The sequence below is a fragment of the Streptomyces sp. NPDC007205 genome (genome assembly GCF_040634095.1).
Lineage (GTDB): Bacteria > Actinomycetota > Actinomycetes > Streptomycetales > Streptomycetaceae > Streptomyces.
Map to the genome: position 1 here is coordinate 21,745 of NZ_JBEYEW010000038.1, position 16,532 is coordinate 38,276.

Annotated in this window: 14 protein-coding genes; 9 read left to right on the forward strand and 5 right to left on the reverse strand. The window is 72.0% G+C overall.

Translation table 11 applies throughout. The features are described 5' to 3' along the window. Positions 1-5 precede the first annotated feature (5 nt). Positions 6-353 carry a DUF488 family protein gene (locus tag ABZ624_RS35710; RefSeq protein WP_360098574.1) on the forward strand — a complete coding sequence of 116 codons (348 nt, stop codon included), beginning with the start codon at positions 6-8 and terminating at the stop codon, positions 351-353. A 3-nt stretch (positions 354-356) separates the two neighbouring features. Here ABZ624_RS35710 and ABZ624_RS35715 read toward each other — a convergent pair whose 3' ends face one another. Continuing rightward, positions 357-2,030, reverse strand: coding sequence for an FAD-binding dehydrogenase (locus tag ABZ624_RS35715; protein WP_360098576.1), 1,674 nt, complete (start codon positions 2,028-2,030; stop codon positions 357-359). A gap of 17 nt (positions 2,031-2,047) precedes the next feature. Then, on the reverse strand, positions 2,048-2,674 hold the full coding sequence (locus ABZ624_RS35720; RefSeq protein WP_360098578.1) for a TetR/AcrR family transcriptional regulator: 627 nt from the start codon (positions 2,672-2,674) through the stop codon (positions 2,048-2,050). Positions 2,675-2,794: 120 nt separating this feature from the next. On the opposite strand from ABZ624_RS35720, the gene ABZ624_RS35725 reads away from it, so the two are divergent. The 3 genes from ABZ624_RS35725 (at position 2,795) to ABZ624_RS35735 (ending at position 5,551) form a co-directional block, all read left to right on the forward strand. Next, on the forward strand, positions 2,795-3,424 hold the full coding sequence (locus ABZ624_RS35725) for an alpha-ketoglutarate-dependent dioxygenase AlkB (RefSeq protein ID WP_360098580.1): 630 nt from the start codon (positions 2,795-2,797) through the stop codon (positions 3,422-3,424). Between the two features lie 78 nt (positions 3,425-3,502). Continuing rightward, the gene (locus ABZ624_RS35730; protein WP_360098582.1) at positions 3,503-4,246 is read left to right on the forward strand and encodes an MBL fold metallo-hydrolase; all 744 of its coding nucleotides are present in this window, start codon (positions 3,503-3,505) and stop codon (positions 4,244-4,246) included. 69 nt (positions 4,247-4,315) lie between these two features. Continuing rightward, on the forward strand, positions 4,316-5,551 hold the full coding sequence (locus ABZ624_RS35735) for a DUF4032 domain-containing protein (RefSeq protein ID WP_360098584.1): 1,236 nt from the start codon (positions 4,316-4,318) through the stop codon (positions 5,549-5,551). 1 nt (position 5,552) lies between these two features. Here ABZ624_RS35735 and ABZ624_RS35740 read toward each other — a convergent pair whose 3' ends face one another. Further along, on the reverse strand, positions 5,553-6,419 hold the full coding sequence (locus ABZ624_RS35740) for a universal stress protein (protein WP_360098586.1): 867 nt from the start codon (positions 6,417-6,419) through the stop codon (positions 5,553-5,555). A 250-nt stretch (positions 6,420-6,669) separates the two neighbouring features. Here ABZ624_RS35740 and ABZ624_RS35745 point away from each other — a divergent pair, with 250 nt between their 5' ends. The 3 genes from ABZ624_RS35745 to ABZ624_RS35755 are packed head-to-tail and all read left to right on the forward strand — an operon-like array spanning position 6,670 to position 10,170. Further along, entirely contained in the window at positions 6,670-8,346 is a 1,677-nt protein-coding gene (locus ABZ624_RS35745) for an FAD-dependent oxidoreductase (RefSeq protein WP_360098588.1), read from the forward strand. A 28-nt stretch (positions 8,347-8,374) separates the two neighbouring features. Next, positions 8,375-9,820, forward strand: coding sequence for an ATP-binding protein (locus ABZ624_RS35750; RefSeq protein ID WP_360098644.1), 1,446 nt, complete (start codon positions 8,375-8,377; stop codon positions 9,818-9,820). Next, entirely contained in the window at positions 9,817-10,170 is a 354-nt protein-coding gene (locus ABZ624_RS35755; RefSeq protein WP_360098590.1) for a UBP-type zinc finger domain-containing protein, read from the forward strand. Before ABZ624_RS35750 ends, ABZ624_RS35755 begins: the two co-directional genes overlap by 4 nt. A gap of 55 nt (positions 10,171-10,225) precedes the next feature. Here ABZ624_RS35755 and ABZ624_RS35760 read toward each other — a convergent pair whose 3' ends face one another. Together ABZ624_RS35760 and ABZ624_RS35765 are read right to left on the reverse strand one after the other, a co-directional pair. After that, positions 10,226-11,440: an SGNH/GDSL hydrolase family protein gene (locus ABZ624_RS35760; protein ID WP_360098592.1), complete on the reverse strand. Its 1,215-nt coding sequence runs from the start codon at positions 11,438-11,440 to the stop codon at positions 10,226-10,228. A gap of 397 nt (positions 11,441-11,837) precedes the next feature. Then, positions 11,838-13,619, reverse strand: a complete 1,782-nt coding sequence (locus ABZ624_RS35765) for a M4 family metallopeptidase (protein WP_360098594.1) — start codon at positions 13,617-13,619, stop codon at positions 11,838-11,840. Between the two features lie 320 nt (positions 13,620-13,939). On the opposite strand from ABZ624_RS35765, the gene ABZ624_RS35770 reads away from it, so the two are divergent. Together ABZ624_RS35770 and ABZ624_RS35775 are read left to right on the forward strand one after the other, a co-directional pair. Continuing rightward, positions 13,940-15,103 carry a serine hydrolase domain-containing protein gene (locus ABZ624_RS35770; protein WP_360098596.1) on the forward strand — a complete coding sequence of 388 codons (1,164 nt, stop codon included), beginning with the start codon at positions 13,940-13,942 and terminating at the stop codon, positions 15,101-15,103. 53 nt (positions 15,104-15,156) lie between these two features. After that, positions 15,157-16,503: a CAP domain-containing protein gene (locus ABZ624_RS35775; protein ID WP_360098598.1), complete on the forward strand. Its 1,347-nt coding sequence runs from the start codon at positions 15,157-15,159 to the stop codon at positions 16,501-16,503. Positions 16,504-16,532 lie beyond the last annotated feature (29 nt).

A 16,532-nucleotide genomic window follows, 5' to 3' on the forward strand; every position in this document is an offset into this window, starting at 1 on the left:
CGACCGTGAGCGTGCGTATGCGCCGTATCTACGATGCGCCCGAGTCCGACGACGGGCTGCGTGTGCTGGTCGACCGGTTGTGGCCGCGCGGCCTCGCCAAGGACGAGGCGCATGTCGACGAGTGGCCCAAGGGGCTCACGCCCTCCACCGAGCTGCGCACGTGGTACCACGGCGGCGGCTCGTACGAGGAGTTCCGCCACCGTTACGAGGCGGAGCTCGACGCCCCCGAGGCCGCGGAGCTCCTGGACGGCCTGCGCAAGGCGGCCCGCAGGAAGCGCGTGACGCTGCTGACCGCGTCCAAGAGGCCGGAGCAGAGCCACGCGCAGGTGCTGCTGGAGCTGCTGAAGGGCTGAGCCTCAGCCGGTGTGCCGGGCCGCGTGCCGGCCCGCGGCCCGCCCCGAGAACAGGCAGCCGCCGAGGAACGTGCCCTCCAGCGCGTTGTAGCCGTGCACCCCGCCGCCGCCGAAGCCGGCCACCTCGCCCGCCGCGTACAGCCCCTCGATCGGCGTGCCGTCGGCGCCGAGGGTGCGGGAGTCCAGGTCGGTCTGGATGCCGCCGAGGGTCTTGCGGGTCAGTACGCGCAGCCGGACGCCGATGAGGGGGCCCGCGGCCGGGTCGAGGATGCGGTGCGGCGTGGCCACCCGGCCGAGCCGGTCGCCGATGTAGCGGCGGGCGTTGTGGATGCCCTGGACCTGTGCGTCCTTGCTGTAGGGGTTGGCGATCTGCAGGTCGCGGGCCTCGATCTGGCGGCGCACCTCGGCCGCGTCCAGCAGCGGCTTGTCGGTGAGGGCGTTCATCTTCCCGACCAGCTGCTCCAGGTTGCCGGCGGTGACGAAGTCCGCGCCCTTGTCGAGGAAGGCCTGCACCGGTGCGGGGGCGCCCTTGCCGAGCAGCCGGTCGCGCAGCACGGCTCCCCGGTCCTTGGCGGTGATGTCGGGGTTCTGCTCGGAGCCGGAGAGCGCGAACTCCTTCTCGATGATCTTCTGGGTGAGGATGAACCAGGAGTGGTCGTATCCGGCGATGTCCTCGGTGGTGCGCAGGTACTTGAGGGTGTTGAGGGTGTCGTAGCCGGGCAGGCAGGGGTCGGGCAGGCGGCGGCCGAGGGCGTCCAGCCAGACGGAGGAGGGTCCGGGCAGGATGCGTATGCCGTGGCCGGGCCAGATCGGGTCCCAGTTCTGCAGGCCCTCGGTGTAGTGCCACATGCGGTCCCGGTTGACCAGCCGGACACCGGCCTGGGCGCTGATGTCGAGCATGCGGCCGTCGACATACGCCGGGACGCCGGTGACCATACCGGCCGGCGGGGTGCCGAGCCGGGCGGGCCAGTGGCGGCGCACGATGTCGTGGTCGGCGCCGATGCCGCCGGTGGTGACGACGACGGCCTGGGCCGTGAGTTCGAAGTCACCGGTCCGGTCCCGGTTGGAGGCGACACCGCGCGGCGAGCGGTCTTCGGCGAGCACGGTGCCGCGGACTGCGCGTGCCGTGCCGTTCTCGATGGCCAGCTCGTCGACCCGGTGGCGGTGGTGGAAGGTCAGCAGTCCGTCCCGGGCGGCTTGCCGGGCGTACCGGACGAACGGTTCGACCACGCCGGTGCCGGTGCCCCAGGCGATGTGGAAGCGGGGTACGGAGTTGCCGTGTCCGTCCGCCCTGAGGTCGCCGCGCTCGGCCCAGCCGACCGTCGGCAGCAGCTCGATGCCGTGTCCGCGCAGCCAGGACCGCTTCTCGCCGGCCGCGAACTCGACGTAGGCGCGGGCCCAGCGCACCGCCCAGGAGTCCTCGTCGTCGAGCCGGTCGAACCCCGCGCTGCCCTGCCAGTCGCTCCAGGCGAGGTCGAAGGAGTCCTTGATGCCGAGGCGGCGTTGCTCCGGGGAGCCGACGAGGAAGAGTCCGCCGAAGGACCAGAACGCCTGGCCGCCGAGGTTGGCGGCGTTCTCCTGGTCGACCAGGGCGACCCGGCGGCCCCGGCTGGTGAGCTCGTGCGCCGCGACCAGGCCGGCGAGGCCCGCTCCGACGACGATGACGTCCGCGTCCATGGCGAGTGTGTCCTTCCTCAGATGCTCGACGGGCAGCTGCTGCCGTCGGTGAGAACTGCGGTGAGCAGCTGTTTCAGCCAGGCCCGTGCCGCTTCGACGTCCTTGTCCAGCAGCAGCTGGGTGGTGACGCCGTCGTACGCGGCGACCACGGCGTGCGCGGCGCCGTCCACGTCTTCGAGTACGGCGGGCAGTTCGGTGTGGCCGCGGGTCCGGAACAGCCGGTCGGCGATCGCCTCCCGGAGCCGGGCGCGGTGGTCGAGGAGGGCCCGGGCGACCCCGGGGTCACGGGCGGCGTGCACCAGGAAGTCGGTCTTGACCAGCAGCCAGTCCACGTCGAGCAGCAACACCTCGGTGACCCGGTCCACGGCGGCCGGCACGTCGAGTCCGGGCCCGTCCTGGGCGAGCGCCTCGGCCACCTGGGCGGCGATGAGGTCGGCGCGCTCCTGGTAGAGGGCGAAGAACAGCTCGTCCGGCGTGGTGAAGTTCGAGTAGAAGGCGCCGCGGCTGAAGCCGGCCGCTTCACAGATCTCCTCGATGGACGCGCGCCCGAAGCCCTTGGCCGCGAAGACCTGGAACGCGGCGTCGAGCAGCCGGGCGCGGGTCTGTACCCGGCGCCGGGTGACGCGCTTGGGGGTGTCTTCCATCGGCTGCCGCCCCTCTGTTCGATACGTGAATGTATCCGATACACCGATGTATCGAAAGGTCGTACGTCCGACACATGATCGGATGGGAACATGTTTTCGATTAAGGAGTACTCTGGGCTCATGGCCACGCATCTCCAGGGCTCCCTCTTCGACCAGACCGACGAGTTGCGGCTCGGCTCGCTCGACGGGCTGCGCCGGACCGAGCTGGGCGCCGGCGCCTGGATCGACGTGCTGCCGGGATGGCTGAGCGGGGCCGCCGCCCTGTTCGAGAAGCTGGCGGCGGAGGTGCCGTGGCGGGCGGAGCGCTGGAAGATGTACGACAGCATGGTGGCCGTACCGCGCCTGCTGGCGCACTACTCGGTGGGCGACCCACTCCCTCACCCGCTGCTCGACGAGGCGCGCGCCGCGTTGTCCCGGCACTACGCCGAGGAGCTGGGCGAGCCGTTCACCACCGCCGGGCTGTGCTACTACCGCGACGGCCGGGACAGCGTGGCCTGGCACGGGGACCGGGGCGGGCGGGCCGCCCGCGAGGACACGATGGTCGCGATCCTCTCCGTCGGCGCACCCCGGGACCTGCTGCTGCGCCCGGCGGGCGGCGGTGGTACGACGCTGCGGCGGCCGCTCGGCCACGGCGACCTGATCGTGATGGGCGGCTCCTGCCAGCGGACCTGGGAACACTGCGTACCGAAGACGGCCAGGGCGGTAGGGCCGCGGATCAGCATCCAGTTCCGGCCGCACGGCGTGCACTGACGCACCCCCCTGGTGCGGGACACCGCCCGATCTGGTTGGCTTTCCCCGACGATCGGCCGCACAGGGCTCGGGGAGATCATGCGGGCAGAAGTACACCAAGTCGCCGACGGCACCTATCTGGTGCACGGCAACAACGTCAACTGGGTCATCCTCAAGGACGGCGACGCCGTCACGCTGGTGGACACCGGGTACCCCGGGGACCGGCAGGGGCTCCTGGAGTCCCTCGCGGAGGTGGGCAGTTCACCGGAGGCGGTCGCCGCCGTGCTGATCACCCACGCGCACAACGACCATCTGGGCTCGGCCGAGTACCTGCGCGCCGCCCACGGCACGCCCGTCTACCTGCACCCGGCCGAAGTGCCGCACGCGCGACGGGACTTCCTCCAGCAGGCCACCATCGGCGACGTGGTACGCAACGCCTGGCGGCCGGGTGTCCTGCCCTGGGCGGTGCATGTGATCCGCGCGGGCGGCACCGACCACAACCCCGTCACCGCGCCCGAGCCGTTCCCGGGCGAGGGCGCACTCGACCTGCCCGGCCGCCCCGTGCCCGTGCACACCCCGGGCCACACCGACGGCCACTGCGTCTACCACCTGCCGGAGGCGGGGATCGTCATCTCCGGGGACGCGCTGGTCAGCGGGCACGCGACCTCGCGGGTCAAGGGCCCGCAGATCCTGCACGACTTCTTCCACCACGAGCGTCCCGGGGTGGTGGCCTCCCTGGAGCTGATCGGCGCGCTCGACGGCGACACCCTGCTGCCGGGACACGGGCCGGTGCACCGGGGCCCGGTACGCGCGGCGGCCGAGCTGGCCCGGGACCGGGCCTAGAACACACCGGGTCTCCTGGAACACACCAGGTCTCCTGGAACACCCGGACGGGGCCGTAGGGTTCGTGCCATGGCCTTGCAGATCAACGCCACGAACCCGGAGCACCCCGCGCTCCTGCTCGCCCTGCCCTGGGACGTGCCCCTGGAGGAGTGGCCCGAGGAGTACCTCGTGCCACTGCCGAGGGGTATCTCCCGGCACGTGGTGCGGTACGCGCACGCCGGGGACGAGGTGATCGCCGTCAAGGAGCTGGCCGAGCGGCCCGCGCTGCGCGAGTACGAGCTGCTGCGCGACCTCGACCGGCTCGGCATCCCGGCCGTCGACCCGCTCGCGGTGGTCACCGGCCGCACCGACCGCTCCGGCGCCCCGCTGGAGCCGGTCCTGATCACCCGGCATCTGCGCGGCTCGATGCCGTACCGCTCGATGTTCGAGACGACCATGCGCCCGGCGACCATGCACCGCCTGATGGACGCCCTCGCCGTGCTGCTCGTCCGGCTGCATCTGGCCGGGTTCGCCTGGGGCGACTGCTCGCTGTCCAACACCCTCTTCCGGCGGGACGCGGGCGCCTACGCCGCGTATCTGGTCGACGCCGAGACCGGCGATCTGCACCCCCGGCTGAGCCCCGGGCAGCGGGAGTACGACCTCGATCTGGCCCGGGTGAACATCAGCGGCGAGCTGCTCGACCTGGAGGCGTCCGGGGCGCTGCACCCGTCCGTGGACCCGGTGGAGTTCGGGCACGAGATCTGCACCCGGTACCAGGGCCTGTGGCAGGAGCTGACCCGCACCTCGGTGTACCCGGCGGGCAAGTACCACTACATCGAACGCCGGATCCGCCGTCTGAACGACCTCGGCTTCGACGTGGCCGAGATGCAGATCGAACACTCCTCCAACGGCGACACGGTCACGTTCGTGCCGAAGGTCGTCGACGCCGGCCACCACCAGCGTCAGCTGCTGCGGCTGACCGGCCTGGACGCCGAGGAGAACCAGGCGCGGCGGCTGCTGAACGACCTGGAGAGCTGGATGGCCACCCAGGACGACTACGCGCCCGGCGACCCCCTCGCCGCCCGCCCGGAGGTGCTGGCCCACCGCTGGGTGCGGGACGTGTTCCGGCCCACCGTGCGGGCCGTGCCCCCTCAGCTGCGCGGCTCCATGGACCCGGCCGAGATCTACCACGAACTCCTCGAACACCGCTGGTACCTGTCCGAGCACGCCCAGCACGACATGGGCCTCGACACGGCCGTCAAGGACTACATCGCGAACGTCCTGCCCAGGGCGCGGGCCACCCTGGAGCCGACCGAGGCCGAGTAGCTCAGCCGTGCGGGACGACGGCCACCGGGCAGTCGGCGTGGTGCAGCATCCCGTGCGCGACCGAGCCGATCCGGGCGCCCACGGCCGTACGGTGCGACCGGCGCCCGACGACCATCAGCTGGGCCCGGCCGGCCACCGACAGCAGCACCTGGCCCGCGCTGCCCATCTCGACGTGCTCGGCCACGGGGACGTCGGGGAACCGCTGCCGCCACGGCCGCAGCGCCTCGGCCAGCGCCTCCTTCTCGTAGGGCTCCAGACCGCCCACGTCGTCGAGGAGCTTGAGCGAGCCGGGGCTGTAGGCGAAGACCGGGGGCAGGGTCCACGCCCGTACGGCCCGTACGGCCGCGCCGCGGGCGGCCGCCGTCTCGAACCCGAACCGCAGTGCGGCCGCGCTGTCCTCGGGGTCGCCGTGCTGGCCGACGACGACGTCCCGCCCCGCGGCCTCGGCCGTCGGCTGGTCCCCGGCGCGCACCAGGACCACCGGACGGGTCGCCCCGGCGATCACCTGCCGGCCGACCGAGCCCAGCAGGAAGCCGATCACGGGCCCGTGCCCGCGTGAGCCGAGCACCAGCATCTCGGCCTCCGCCGCGGCGCCGGCCAGCGCGTGCGCGGGCTCGCTCTCGATGACGTCCACGCTCACCCGGAGTTCCGGGTGCCGCTCGGAGACGGCGTGCACGGCCTCCGTCACGCCCTCCGAGACCCACCCGTGCTGGGTGTCGCGGTCGGCGGTGGCGAGCGACTCGGCGTAGCGCCAGGCGTTCACCACGCGCAGCGGCAGCCCCCGGCGTACGGCCTCCCGGCCGGCCCAGTCCAGCGCGGCCAGGCTCTCCTCCGTACCGTCCACCCCTGCCGTGATCGGGCGTGTCATGCGTGAGCCTCCTCGTCCTCGCCACTCGGTCGTGGTGCTGCTGCCCACTGTCGGGCACCGTCGCGCACGGGCACGGTGATCTCTTCCACGAGCCGTCGGCCGACCGCACAAAAGCAGGGGCGGTCCGGCTGATCGCGCCGCCTGTCGTATCCCAGGGCGGACCGGGGCGATCGAACATACGATGGCTGGAAACCGGTGCGGTGGTCTCCACGACACCGGCCGTGGAACCGACGCTCGGGGTGGGAGACGTATGGCACAGGCCGCGGACACAGCGCGGACCGTCATCCTGACCGTGGACGACGACCCGGGAGTCTCCCGCGCCGTCGCCCGCGACCTGCGGCGGCGCTACGGCGAGTCGTACCGGATCGTGCGCGCGGAGTCCGGTCGGTCCGCGCTGGACGCGCTGCGCGAGCTGAAGCTGCGCGGCGACCTGGTGGCGGTGATCCTGGCCGACTACCGCATGCCGCAGATGAACGGCATCGAGTTCCTGGAGCAGGCGCTCGACGTCTATCCGGGGGCGCGGCGGGTGCTGCTGACCGCGTACGCGGACACGAACGCGGCGATCGACGCGATCAACGTGGTGGACCTGGACCACTATCTGCTCAAGCCCTGGGACCCGCCGGAGGAGAAGCTCTACCCGGTCCTGGACGACCTGCTTCAGGCCTGGCGCACCAGCGCCTACAAGCCGGTGCCCAGCACCAAGGTCGTCGGGCACCGCTGGTCGGCGCGGTCCTCGGACGTGCGCGAGTTCCTGGCCCGCAACCAGGTGCCGTACCGCTGGTACTCGGTGGAGGAGCCCGAGGGCCAGCGGCTGCTGGCCGCCGCCGGGCAGGACGGGCAGCGGCTGCCGCTGGTGATCACCCCGGACGGCACCGCGCTGGTCGAGCCGGAGGCGCCCGAACTGGCGGCGCGGGTCGGACTGGCGACGACGCCCGCGGGCGACTTCTACGACCTCATCGTGATCGGCGGCGGACCGGCCGGGCTCGGCGCGGCCGTCTACGGGGCGTCCGAGGGGCTTCGGACCGTGCTGGTGGAGCGGTCGGCGACCGGCGGGCAGGCCGGGCAGAGCTCCCGGATAGAGAACTACCTGGGCTTCCCCGACGGGGTCTCCGGCGCCCAGCTCACCGACCGGGCGCGGCGCCAGGCGGCCAAGTTCGGCGCCGAGATCCTGACCGCCCGTGAGGTGACGGGACTGGAGGCGAACGGCGCCGCCCGGGTCGTACGGTTCGCGGACGGCTCGGCGATCGCGGCGCACAGCGTGATCCTCGCGACCGGCGTGCAGTACCGGCAGCTGGAGGCCGCCGGCTGCACCGAGCTGACCGGCTGCGGGGTGTTCTACGGTTCGGCGCTGACCGAGGCGGCCTCCTGCCAGGGGCAGGACATCTACATCGTCGGCGGCGCCAACTCGGCGGGCCAGGCGGCGATGTACCTGTCCCGGGGCGCGAAGTCGGTGACGCTGCTGGTGCGCGGCCCCGACCTGTCGGCCTCGATGTCGCACTACCTGATCCAGCAGATCGACGAGGCGCCGAACATCTCGGTGCGCCCGCACACGGTCGTGGACGCGGCGCACGGCTCGGACCACCTGGAGCAGCTGACGCTGCGTCATACGGTGACCGGGGAGTGCGAACAGGTCGACGCGCAGTGGATATTCGTGTTCATCGGCGCTGCGCCGCTGACCGACTGGCTCGGGGACGCGGTGCTGCGCGACGAGCGCGGGTTCATCCTGTCCGGGCCCGATCTGACCGCCGACGGGCGGGCGCCGGCCGGCTGGGAGCTGGACCGGGCGCCGTACCACCTCGAGACCAGCGTCCCCGGGGTGTTCGTGGCGGGCGACGCGCGCGCCGAGTCCGCCAAGCGTGTCGCGTCCGCCGTGGGAGAGGGAGCCATGGCCGTGATGCTCGTCCACCGGTATCTGGAGCAGTCATGAGCGAGGAGCAGCCGTGAGCGGTCGGATCATGCCGTGCAGCCCCCGGGAGATCAGCTCGCTGTTCCTCTTCGAGAAGCTGAGCGCCGAGCAGCTGGGGCGGTTGTGCAGCGAAGGACGGGTGGAACTGTTCGAGCCGGGCCCGGTGTACACCGAGGGCGACCCCGCCACCTGCTTCTTCGTGATGATCGAGGGTACGGTCGTGCTGTCCCGCCGGGTCGCCGGCGACGACGTGGAGGTCACCCGCACCTCGCAGCGCGGCGTGTACGCGGGCGCGATGCAGGCCTACCTCGGCGACCGGGTGCGGCAGGTCTACAACAACTCCATGCGGGTGACGGAGCCGACGCGGTTCTTCGTGCTGCCGGCGGACATCTTCGCGGACGTCATGACCGACTGGTTCCCGATGGCCACGCACCTGCTGGAGGGCCTGTTCTTCGGGTCGAAGAACACCCAGGCGGCGATCGGGCAGCGGGAGCGGCTGCTGGCACTCGGCTCGCTGTCGGCGGGGCTGACGCACGAGCTGAACAACCCGGCGGCGGCAGCGGTCCGGGCCACGGCCACCCTGCGGGAACGCATCGCGAAGATGCGGCACAAGCTCGCGGTGATCACCGAAGGGCCCTTCTCCCGTGACGCGCTGGTGAGTCTGATCGAGATCCAGGAGCGCACCGCGGAGCGGGTGGCGAAGGCACCCGTGCTCAGCCCGCTGGAGGCCAGCGACCAGGAGGACACGCTCACCGACTGGCTGGAGGACCACGGGATCGACCACGGCTGGCAGCTGGCGCCCGCCTTCGTGCAGGCCGGACTCGACGTCGACTGGCTGGAGCGGGTCGCGGCGGCGGTGGACGAGGAGATCCTGCCGGGCGCGGTGGGCTGGCTCAACTACACCATCGAGACTGAGCTGTTGATGAACGAGATCGAGGACTCCACCACCCGTATCTCGCATCTCGTCGACGCGGCCAAGCAGTACTCACAGCTGGACCGGGCCCCCTACCGCGTGGTGGACGTGCACGAACTCCTCGACAGCACCCTGCTGATGCTGTCGGGCAAGAGAGGCCCCGGCATCAAGGTCGTCAAGGAGTACGACCGCACCGTGCCGCCGGTGCCCGCGTATCCCGCGGAGCTGAACCAGGTCTGGACGAACCTGATCGACAACGCGGTGTCCGCCATCAACAGCGCCGGCGGCACGGGCACGTTGACCGTGCGGACCGGCCTCGACCACGAGCGGCTGCTCGTGGAGTTCCGGGACACCGGGCCCGGTGTCCCGCCCGAGATCAAGGGCCGGATCTTCGACCCGTTCTTCACCACGAAACCGGTCGGCGAGGGCACCGGACTGGGTCTGGACATCTCCTGGCGGATCGTCGTCAACAAGCACCACGGCACCCTGCGCGTGGAGTCGGTGCCCGGCGACACCCGCTTCCAGGTGCTGCTGCCGCTGACCGCCGAGACGCCGGCGGAGGAAGTGGAGGAAACCGTATGAGCACTGTCGACGGAGTCGACCCGGGCGTCCCGCCGAGCGGTCCGGGATGCGTGGAGTGCGAGGAGGCCGGGGGCTGGTGGTTCCATCTGCGGCGGTGCGCGCAGTGCGGGCACATCGGGTGCTGCGACGACTCCCCCGCGAAGCATGCGACCGCGCATTACCACGCCACCGGGCATCCGGTGATCCGGAGTTTTGAGCCGGGTGAGGAGTGGTTCTGGAACTACGCCACGGACGAGTTGTACGCGGCGGGACCTGAACTGGCGCCGCCCGTCAGTCATCCTGCGGATCAGCCGGTGCCGGGGCCTGCGGGGCGGGTGCCGGTGAACTGGGCGGAGACGTTGCGGGGTTGAGCGCTGTCAAAGGGATGCCGGAGGTTCCCGGGGCGGTGTGACCGGCCGCGCCCGGTCAGCGGGCACAGCGGAGACTGCCGAGGTCCACGGTGTCGGCCAGCGCGTGCATGCCCTGGTCGTTTGGGTGGAGGTGGTCGCCGCCGTCGAGGGAGGGCAGCAGCCGCGCGGAGTCGTGCGGGCTGCGCAGGGTGCGGTCGAAGTCGGTGACCGCGTCGAAGTCCCCGCCGGTGCGGATGTACCGGTTCACCTCCCGGCGCACGGCATCGGCGGCGGGGTCCCATTCGGGCCAGCCCTCGAACGGCCCTACCGTGGCGGCGACCACGCACTTCCCCGCCTCGTGCACGCGCTGGGTGAGTCGCCGGTAGCCGGCGATCAGGTCCCGCGCGGTGACGCCGGTGTGCGCCTTGATGTCGTTGATCCCCTCGAAGAGGAAGACGGTGCGGACGCCGGGCAGCGACAGCACGTCCCGGTCCAGCCGGTTCAGGGCGCTCGGCCCGGCGCCGTCCGCGAGCACCTTGTTGCCCGAGATGCCCTCGTCGGCGACGCCCTGGACGGGGGCGTGGGAGGTGTGCAGGCGCCGGGCGAGGTAGTCGGTCCAGCGGTGGTTCCGGTCGCTGGTGGACGCCCAGCCGTCGGTGATGGAGTCGCCGAGCGCGACGACGGCGCCGGTGGCCGCGCGGGACGGCCGTACGGACACGGCGTCGAGGTACCACCAGGAGCCGGTGGTCCGCCCCCAGGCGCGGGCGCCGTCCTCGGCGGTGTGGTCGCCCTGGCCGGTGTACGAGGTCTGCATCGCCATCCAGTGGCCGGTCGCCGGGCCGGCCGCGTCCGGGGTGTGCAGGCTGACGGCCAGATCGCTGCCGGCCGGCCAGCTGCCGGGCAGCGGGTCGCTCCAGGCGGCGGCGCCCGCGGGGACGGTGACCGTGCGGGCGCCGCCGAAGGTGAGCCGCCGGTTGCTGCCGGGGCGCAGGGCGGCGCCCCGGCCGCGCAGGCCGGCGTAGGCGCTGTCCAGGGTCAGCGGCCGGTCGCCGAAGGCGTTGGTGACGCGGACGCGCAGACCGGTGCCGCCGACGCTGGTGTGCACGATCAGCCGGTAGCCCCGATCGGCGGTGCCCTCGCCCATGCGGTCGGCGCTCGCCGCCCAGGTGACGATCCCGGAGGACCGTTCGGCGGACGGCGGGGAGGCCGCCCGGGCGGGAGCGGACTGGCAGGAGACGGCCGTGAGCAGGGCGGCGGCGACGCGGCAGACGCGTCCGAGGCGGCCGGTCACGGGGCGGAGTCCCGGCGCGTGACGGACCCGCCGGACCGCAGACGGGCCGTCCGGGACGTACCTGCGTATCCCACGGAGGTCATGGTCCCGCCGACGCCGCGGATGCGCACCTCGGTGGGTTTCCCGTCCCTCCGGTGCGGTTCGGCGCCGCACCCGCCGCGCGCTCCCGCTCCGGTCACCGATCCGCGTCTCGCCGAGATTGTCCGGGGACATCCGCTCCTCCAGCCGGCCGGTCTTGGGACTCTCCCGGCCGAGTTCCGCAGTCGGCGTGCGGTAGTCGCCGGGCAGCGCCTCCACCGGTTCCCGAGCCGGATCTCCCGGAACTCGCGGGACGGCGATCACCGGGACATGCGGATGCCCCGCGCGACGGCGGGGCATCCGGTGGTGCGGCTGTCCGTCAGTGTGACGGCGTGTTGGCGGCGGTGACGTTGACCGCGGCCCACGCCTTGTCCACCGTCTTGTACTCGGTGCTGTTCGCGCCGTACAGGTCCTTGGCCGCCTTCAGCGTCGCGATGCGCGCGTCGTGGAAGTCGGTCGTGGAGACCATGTAGCGGGTGAGTGCCCGGTAGAAGATGGCGGTGGCCTTGGTGCGGCCGATGCCCTTGACCGTGGCGTGGTTGTAGGTCGGCGAGTCGTAGTTGACGCCGTTGATCGTCTTCTTGCCACTGCCCTCGGCGAGGAGGTAGTAGGCGTGCGAGGAGACGCCGGAACCGGCGTGCACCTCGGCGTCGTACACGTTCGACGACCAGTAGTCGATCGTGCCTTCGAGCTTGTCCAGCGAGGGGTGGTCGAGGCGGCGCAGGAACTTCTGCGCGAGGCCCAGCTTCTCGCCGATCAGGTAGTCCGGCGTGTCCTTGGCGTTCTTGGCGTAGAACTCGACGTTGGAACCGAAGATGTCCGCGAGCGACTCGTTCAGCGCGCCGGGCTCACCGAACTGGTTGCCGTCGGGGTCGACGTAGGTCGGCTCCAGCTTGGCGGTGGCGTCCACCACGCCGTGGGTCAGCTCGTGGCCGGTGACGTCGAGGACGACGAGCGGCTTCTTGAACATCTGGCCGTCGCCGTCGCCGTAGAGCATGCAGTTGCAGGTCGGGTCCCAGAAGGCGTTCGCGACCTTCTTGCCCCAGTGGACCATGCCCTGGGCGGCCTTGCTGTTGTTGGCTATGCCCTTGCGCCCGAAGGTGGACTTGTAGAAGTCCAGGGTCTTCGTGATGCCGTACTGGGCGTCCGCGGCGGCGCTGGCACGGTTGGCGGTCGTGCCGTTGCCCCACACGTCGGTGGTGTTGGTGAACTTCGTGCCCGAGCCGAACTTCTCCGTGGTCGAGCCCTTGGCGTCGCGCGTCTCGGTGCCGTACCGGCTCGGGTCCTTGAGCTGGTAGTGGCCGCGCGAGGTCTGCGTGGTGGTCAGGCCGACGTTGCCCACGAAGAGGGTCTTGCCGGTGCCCTTGGCGCTCGACGGGTAGCCCGTGGCGCCGGAGAGGCCGGAGCCGAGCAGGCCGGCCGTGCCGGAGGCGGAGCCGATGCCGGTGGCCGGGTCGGCGGTCTCACCGTGCTTGCGCAGGCTTTCGAGCAGCTTCGGCGACAGGAACTCGTCGCTGTCGGGCGTGTTGCTGCGCACCTTGCCGGTGACGGCGTCGACGACGACGGTGTTGGAGCCGTCCTGGCCGGTCACGGTCACCTGGTAGGCGAGGGCGGAGGAGCCGCCGCGCGCGTCGACGACGAGCTGGGCGGTGCCCGCGTCGCCCTTGGCGGCCTGGGCGGCCTTGGCGGCGGCCTGGTCCGCGGACAGCTTGGCCTGCGTGCTGGCCGGCTTGACGGCGTGTCCGGCGGCGCGGGTCACGCCGGTGTAGGACAGCTCGTGGTCGAGGTGGACGACGAGGTCACCGCCGAGCACGGGCATGCCGTCGTGCGTGCGGACGAACCGGACGTGCCGGGCGCCCTCGGGGTCGAGCATCACGTCCTGGGCGTGCAGTTCGTCGCCCTGGGACACACCGGTCGCCGAGGCATGGGCGAAGGCCGCGGTGTGCGCCGCCTCCACCACCGCCGTGGCGTTCGTGGTGGCGGCGGCCGTGGACCGGTCCGCCCCCGTGGAGGAGCCCGCGAAGGCCGTACCGGCCAGGCCCGTGGCAGCGGTGGTCACCGCGATGGCGACGGCGACGCTGCGTATGTGCGGTCTACGCACTGATCAGGGTTCCTTCGTTCGAAGGCAGCAGGGATCCCCAACCGCCTTGCTGCGTGACGCTGTTGGGCGTCACGGGGGCTGGTCGGGCCCCGAGGCGCAACCCTTGCTGATCAGTCATGTGCACGTAAAGGCGGAATGATCGATTTCTCGACCTTCTAGGGCAATCCTTTACAAATGCGCGCCACAGAGTGATCAGGAGCTGACCAACTGTGTGTCGGCTGTGGAGACGTCGTCTGCATCCCCTAGGTTCCAGGGCCGGAATGTGACCGAAGTCGCATCAAGCGCCGTGTGGATTCGTATCGCTGAAAGAGGGTGTCCGGATGATCTCGGCAACAGTGGGGCGGGGCGTGCTCCTCGGGGCGGTCGCGCTGTCACTCCTGGCGGTCCCGGCCCGGGCCGCGACCGGAGAGGCGGACACGCCTGCGGCAGCGGCGCTGCCGGCTCCCGACCCCGTGGGCCTCGCCGCGGCACTGCGGTCCGCGGTGGACCGGGGCGCGCCGGGCGCGCTGGCCCGGATCGACGACCAGGGCCGGACGTTCGAGGCGGCGCGCGGAGTCGCCGACCGGAGCAGCCGGCGGGCCCTCACCACCGATGACCGGTTCCGCGTCGGCAGCGTCACCAAGACCCTCACGGCCGTCGTCCTGCTGCAGCTCGCCGACGAGGACCGGCTGACGCTCGACGCACCGGTCAACCGCTACCTGCCGGGGCTGCTGCCGGACGACCGGATCACGGTCCGCGACGTGCTGAGCCACCGCAGTGGCCTCTACGACTACACCAAGGACCTGTTCGCCGACAGCGTGTCCGGCTTCGAGGCGGTGCGGAACAAGGTCTTCACCTATCGCCAGCTGGTCGACCTCTCCCTGAAGAAGCCGCTCACCAACGAGCCCGGCGCCGCGTACTCGTACTCCAACACCAACTTCGTCGTGGCGGGCATGCTCATCGAGAAGCTCACCGGGCACTCCGTGCGGACCGAGTACGAGAACCGCATCTTCGGGCCGCTGAAGCTGCGGGACACGTTCTATGTCCATCCCTCGACCGCGATTCCGGGCCGGTACGCCCGTGGGTACCTGACCCCGGACCAGGGCGGTGAGCCGTTGGTCGACGCCACCGACCAGACGGTGTCGTGGGCGCAGAGCGCGGGGGCGATCATCTCCAGCGCGCGGGATCTCGACGTCTTCTACGGTGCGCTGCTCGGCGGCAAGCTGCTGTCCGCCGCACGGCTCGGCGAGATGGAGCGGTTCACGCCGGTCGACGGTACGACGGCGTACGGGCTGGGGTTGCGGCGGCGTGATCTGTCGTGCGGGGTGTCGGTGTACGGGCACACGGGGGTGGTGCAGGGGTACTACACGTATGCCTTCGCCTCGGTGGACGGTTCGCGGAGTCTTACGGCTGTCGCCAACACGTCCAACAACGGGAAGGTGCTGGACGCGTTGGCGGGGGCCTTGGAGGCGGGGTTCTGCGGGGGCGGTGCGGCCAAGGGATAGGGGTCCCCTTGAACAGTGGAACGTTCTGGTGAGTGCGGGGCGTTGTCCTTTGCGTGACGAGCGAGCTGGTGCCCGGCGGCAATGTGGCGCTGCCCCTTGACTTGGTGCGGCTTCGGGTGGCCGGAGACTTCGACGTGTCCGCTCTCGTCACCGGGGCGGACGGAAAAGTCGGGTCCGATGCCGACTTCGTGTTCTACAACCAGGCTCAGGCGCCCGGTGTCCGGCTGAGCGGTGACACCCTGGCCGTCGAGCCGGGCCGGCTGCGCGGTGGGGCCTGTCGGGTCACGGTGGTGGTGAGCGCGGCCGTGCCCGGTACGCCGCTCGGGCGGCTGCCCGCTCCCCGGCTCGAGGTCACGGACGGCGCGGGGCGTACGGTGGCCCGTTTCGCGCCGCCGCACACCGGTCCGGAGACCGTGCTGCTGCTCGCCGAACTGTATGTACGGCCGGGCACCGGGTGGAAGCTGCGGGCGATCGGGCAGGGGTACGCGGACGGGCTGGCCGGGCTCGCACGGGACTTCGGGGTGCGGGTCACGGACGACGGCGGGCCGACGGCCGCCGCCGCGCCGGACGCGCGCGGCCGGTCCGCCCGGCCCGGCATGACCGGCACCCGCGCCCCGCGGCTCGCGGAAGGCTCCGCGGACGACTTCCTCCACCTGGTCAACGCGGCCCGTGCACAGGCCGGTTCCCCGTCCGTCGCCCTCGATCCGCGCCTCGTCCTTGCCGCGCGCTCCCACGCCCGGGCCATGGCGGACGCCGGGCGGCTCGGCGGTGAGGGGCGGGACGGCGTCTCGGTGCACCAGCGCATCACCGGCGCCGGATACGCGTACGTCACCGTCGGCGAGCACCTCGTCTCCGGGCCACGCACCCCGGCCGAGTTCGTGGACTACTGCCTGGAGTCGGCACGTTCCCGGCGCACTGTGCTCGACCCGGCCTTCCGGCACGCCGCCCTGGCCCACGCCGACGGCGGCGACCGGTACTGGACCGCGCTGTGGGCCGCTCCCCTCACCCCGGACGCGCTGTCGGGCACGGCCGCCGAGGTCGTCGCGCTCACCAACGCCGAACGCGGCAGGGCCGGCCTGCCCCCGCTGGCGGTGGACCCGCTGCTCACGGCCGCCGCCCAGGCACACTGCGCGGACATGGTGGCCCGCGACTTCTACGACCACACCTGCCCCGACGGCTCCCAGCCCTGGGACCGGGCCCGCGCCGCCGGGTCCCGCAGGCGCACGATCGGCGAGAACATCGCCTGCGGCCAGCGCTCCCCCGCCGAGGTCGTCGACGGCTGGATGCACAGCCCCGGTCACCGCGCCAACATCCTCAAACGGGAGTTCGGCCACATAGGCGTCGGCTTCGCCGGCGGCGGCCGGGCCGCTGTCTACTGGGCCCAGCTGTTCGGTGGCTGACCGGGGCATGTTCCGTGATCTTGGCGGAA

Bases quoted from the DNA above. Each gene is read 5' to 3' on its own strand.
- ABZ624_RS35750 (WP_360098644.1), top strand. From the start codon at position 8,375: ATGCCGTGCAGCCCCCGGGAGATCAGCTCGCTGTTCCTCTTCGAGAAG.
- ABZ624_RS35715 (WP_360098576.1), bottom strand. From the start codon at position 2,030: ATGGACGCGGACGTCATCGTCGTCGGAGCGGGCCTCGCCGGCCTGGTC.
- ABZ624_RS35725 (WP_360098580.1), top strand. From the start codon at position 2,795: ATGGCCACGCATCTCCAGGGCTCCCTCTTCGACCAGACCGACGAGTTG.
- ABZ624_RS35730 (WP_360098582.1), top strand. From the start codon at position 3,503: ATGCGGGCAGAAGTACACCAAGTCGCCGACGGCACCTATCTGGTGCAC.
- ABZ624_RS35735 (WP_360098584.1), top strand. From the start codon at position 4,316: ATGGCCTTGCAGATCAACGCCACGAACCCGGAGCACCCCGCGCTCCTG.
- ABZ624_RS35720 (WP_360098578.1), bottom strand. From the start codon at position 2,674: ATGGAAGACACCCCCAAGCGCGTCACCCGGCGCCGGGTACAGACCCGC.
- ABZ624_RS35740 (WP_360098586.1), bottom strand. From the start codon at position 6,419: ATGACACGCCCGATCACGGCAGGGGTGGACGGTACGGAGGAGAGCCTG.
- ABZ624_RS35755 (WP_360098590.1), top strand. From the start codon at position 9,817: ATGAGCACTGTCGACGGAGTCGACCCGGGCGTCCCGCCGAGCGGTCCG.
- ABZ624_RS35745 (WP_360098588.1), top strand. From the start codon at position 6,670: ATGGCACAGGCCGCGGACACAGCGCGGACCGTCATCCTGACCGTGGAC.
- ABZ624_RS35770 (WP_360098596.1), top strand. From the start codon at position 13,940: ATGATCTCGGCAACAGTGGGGCGGGGCGTGCTCCTCGGGGCGGTCGCG.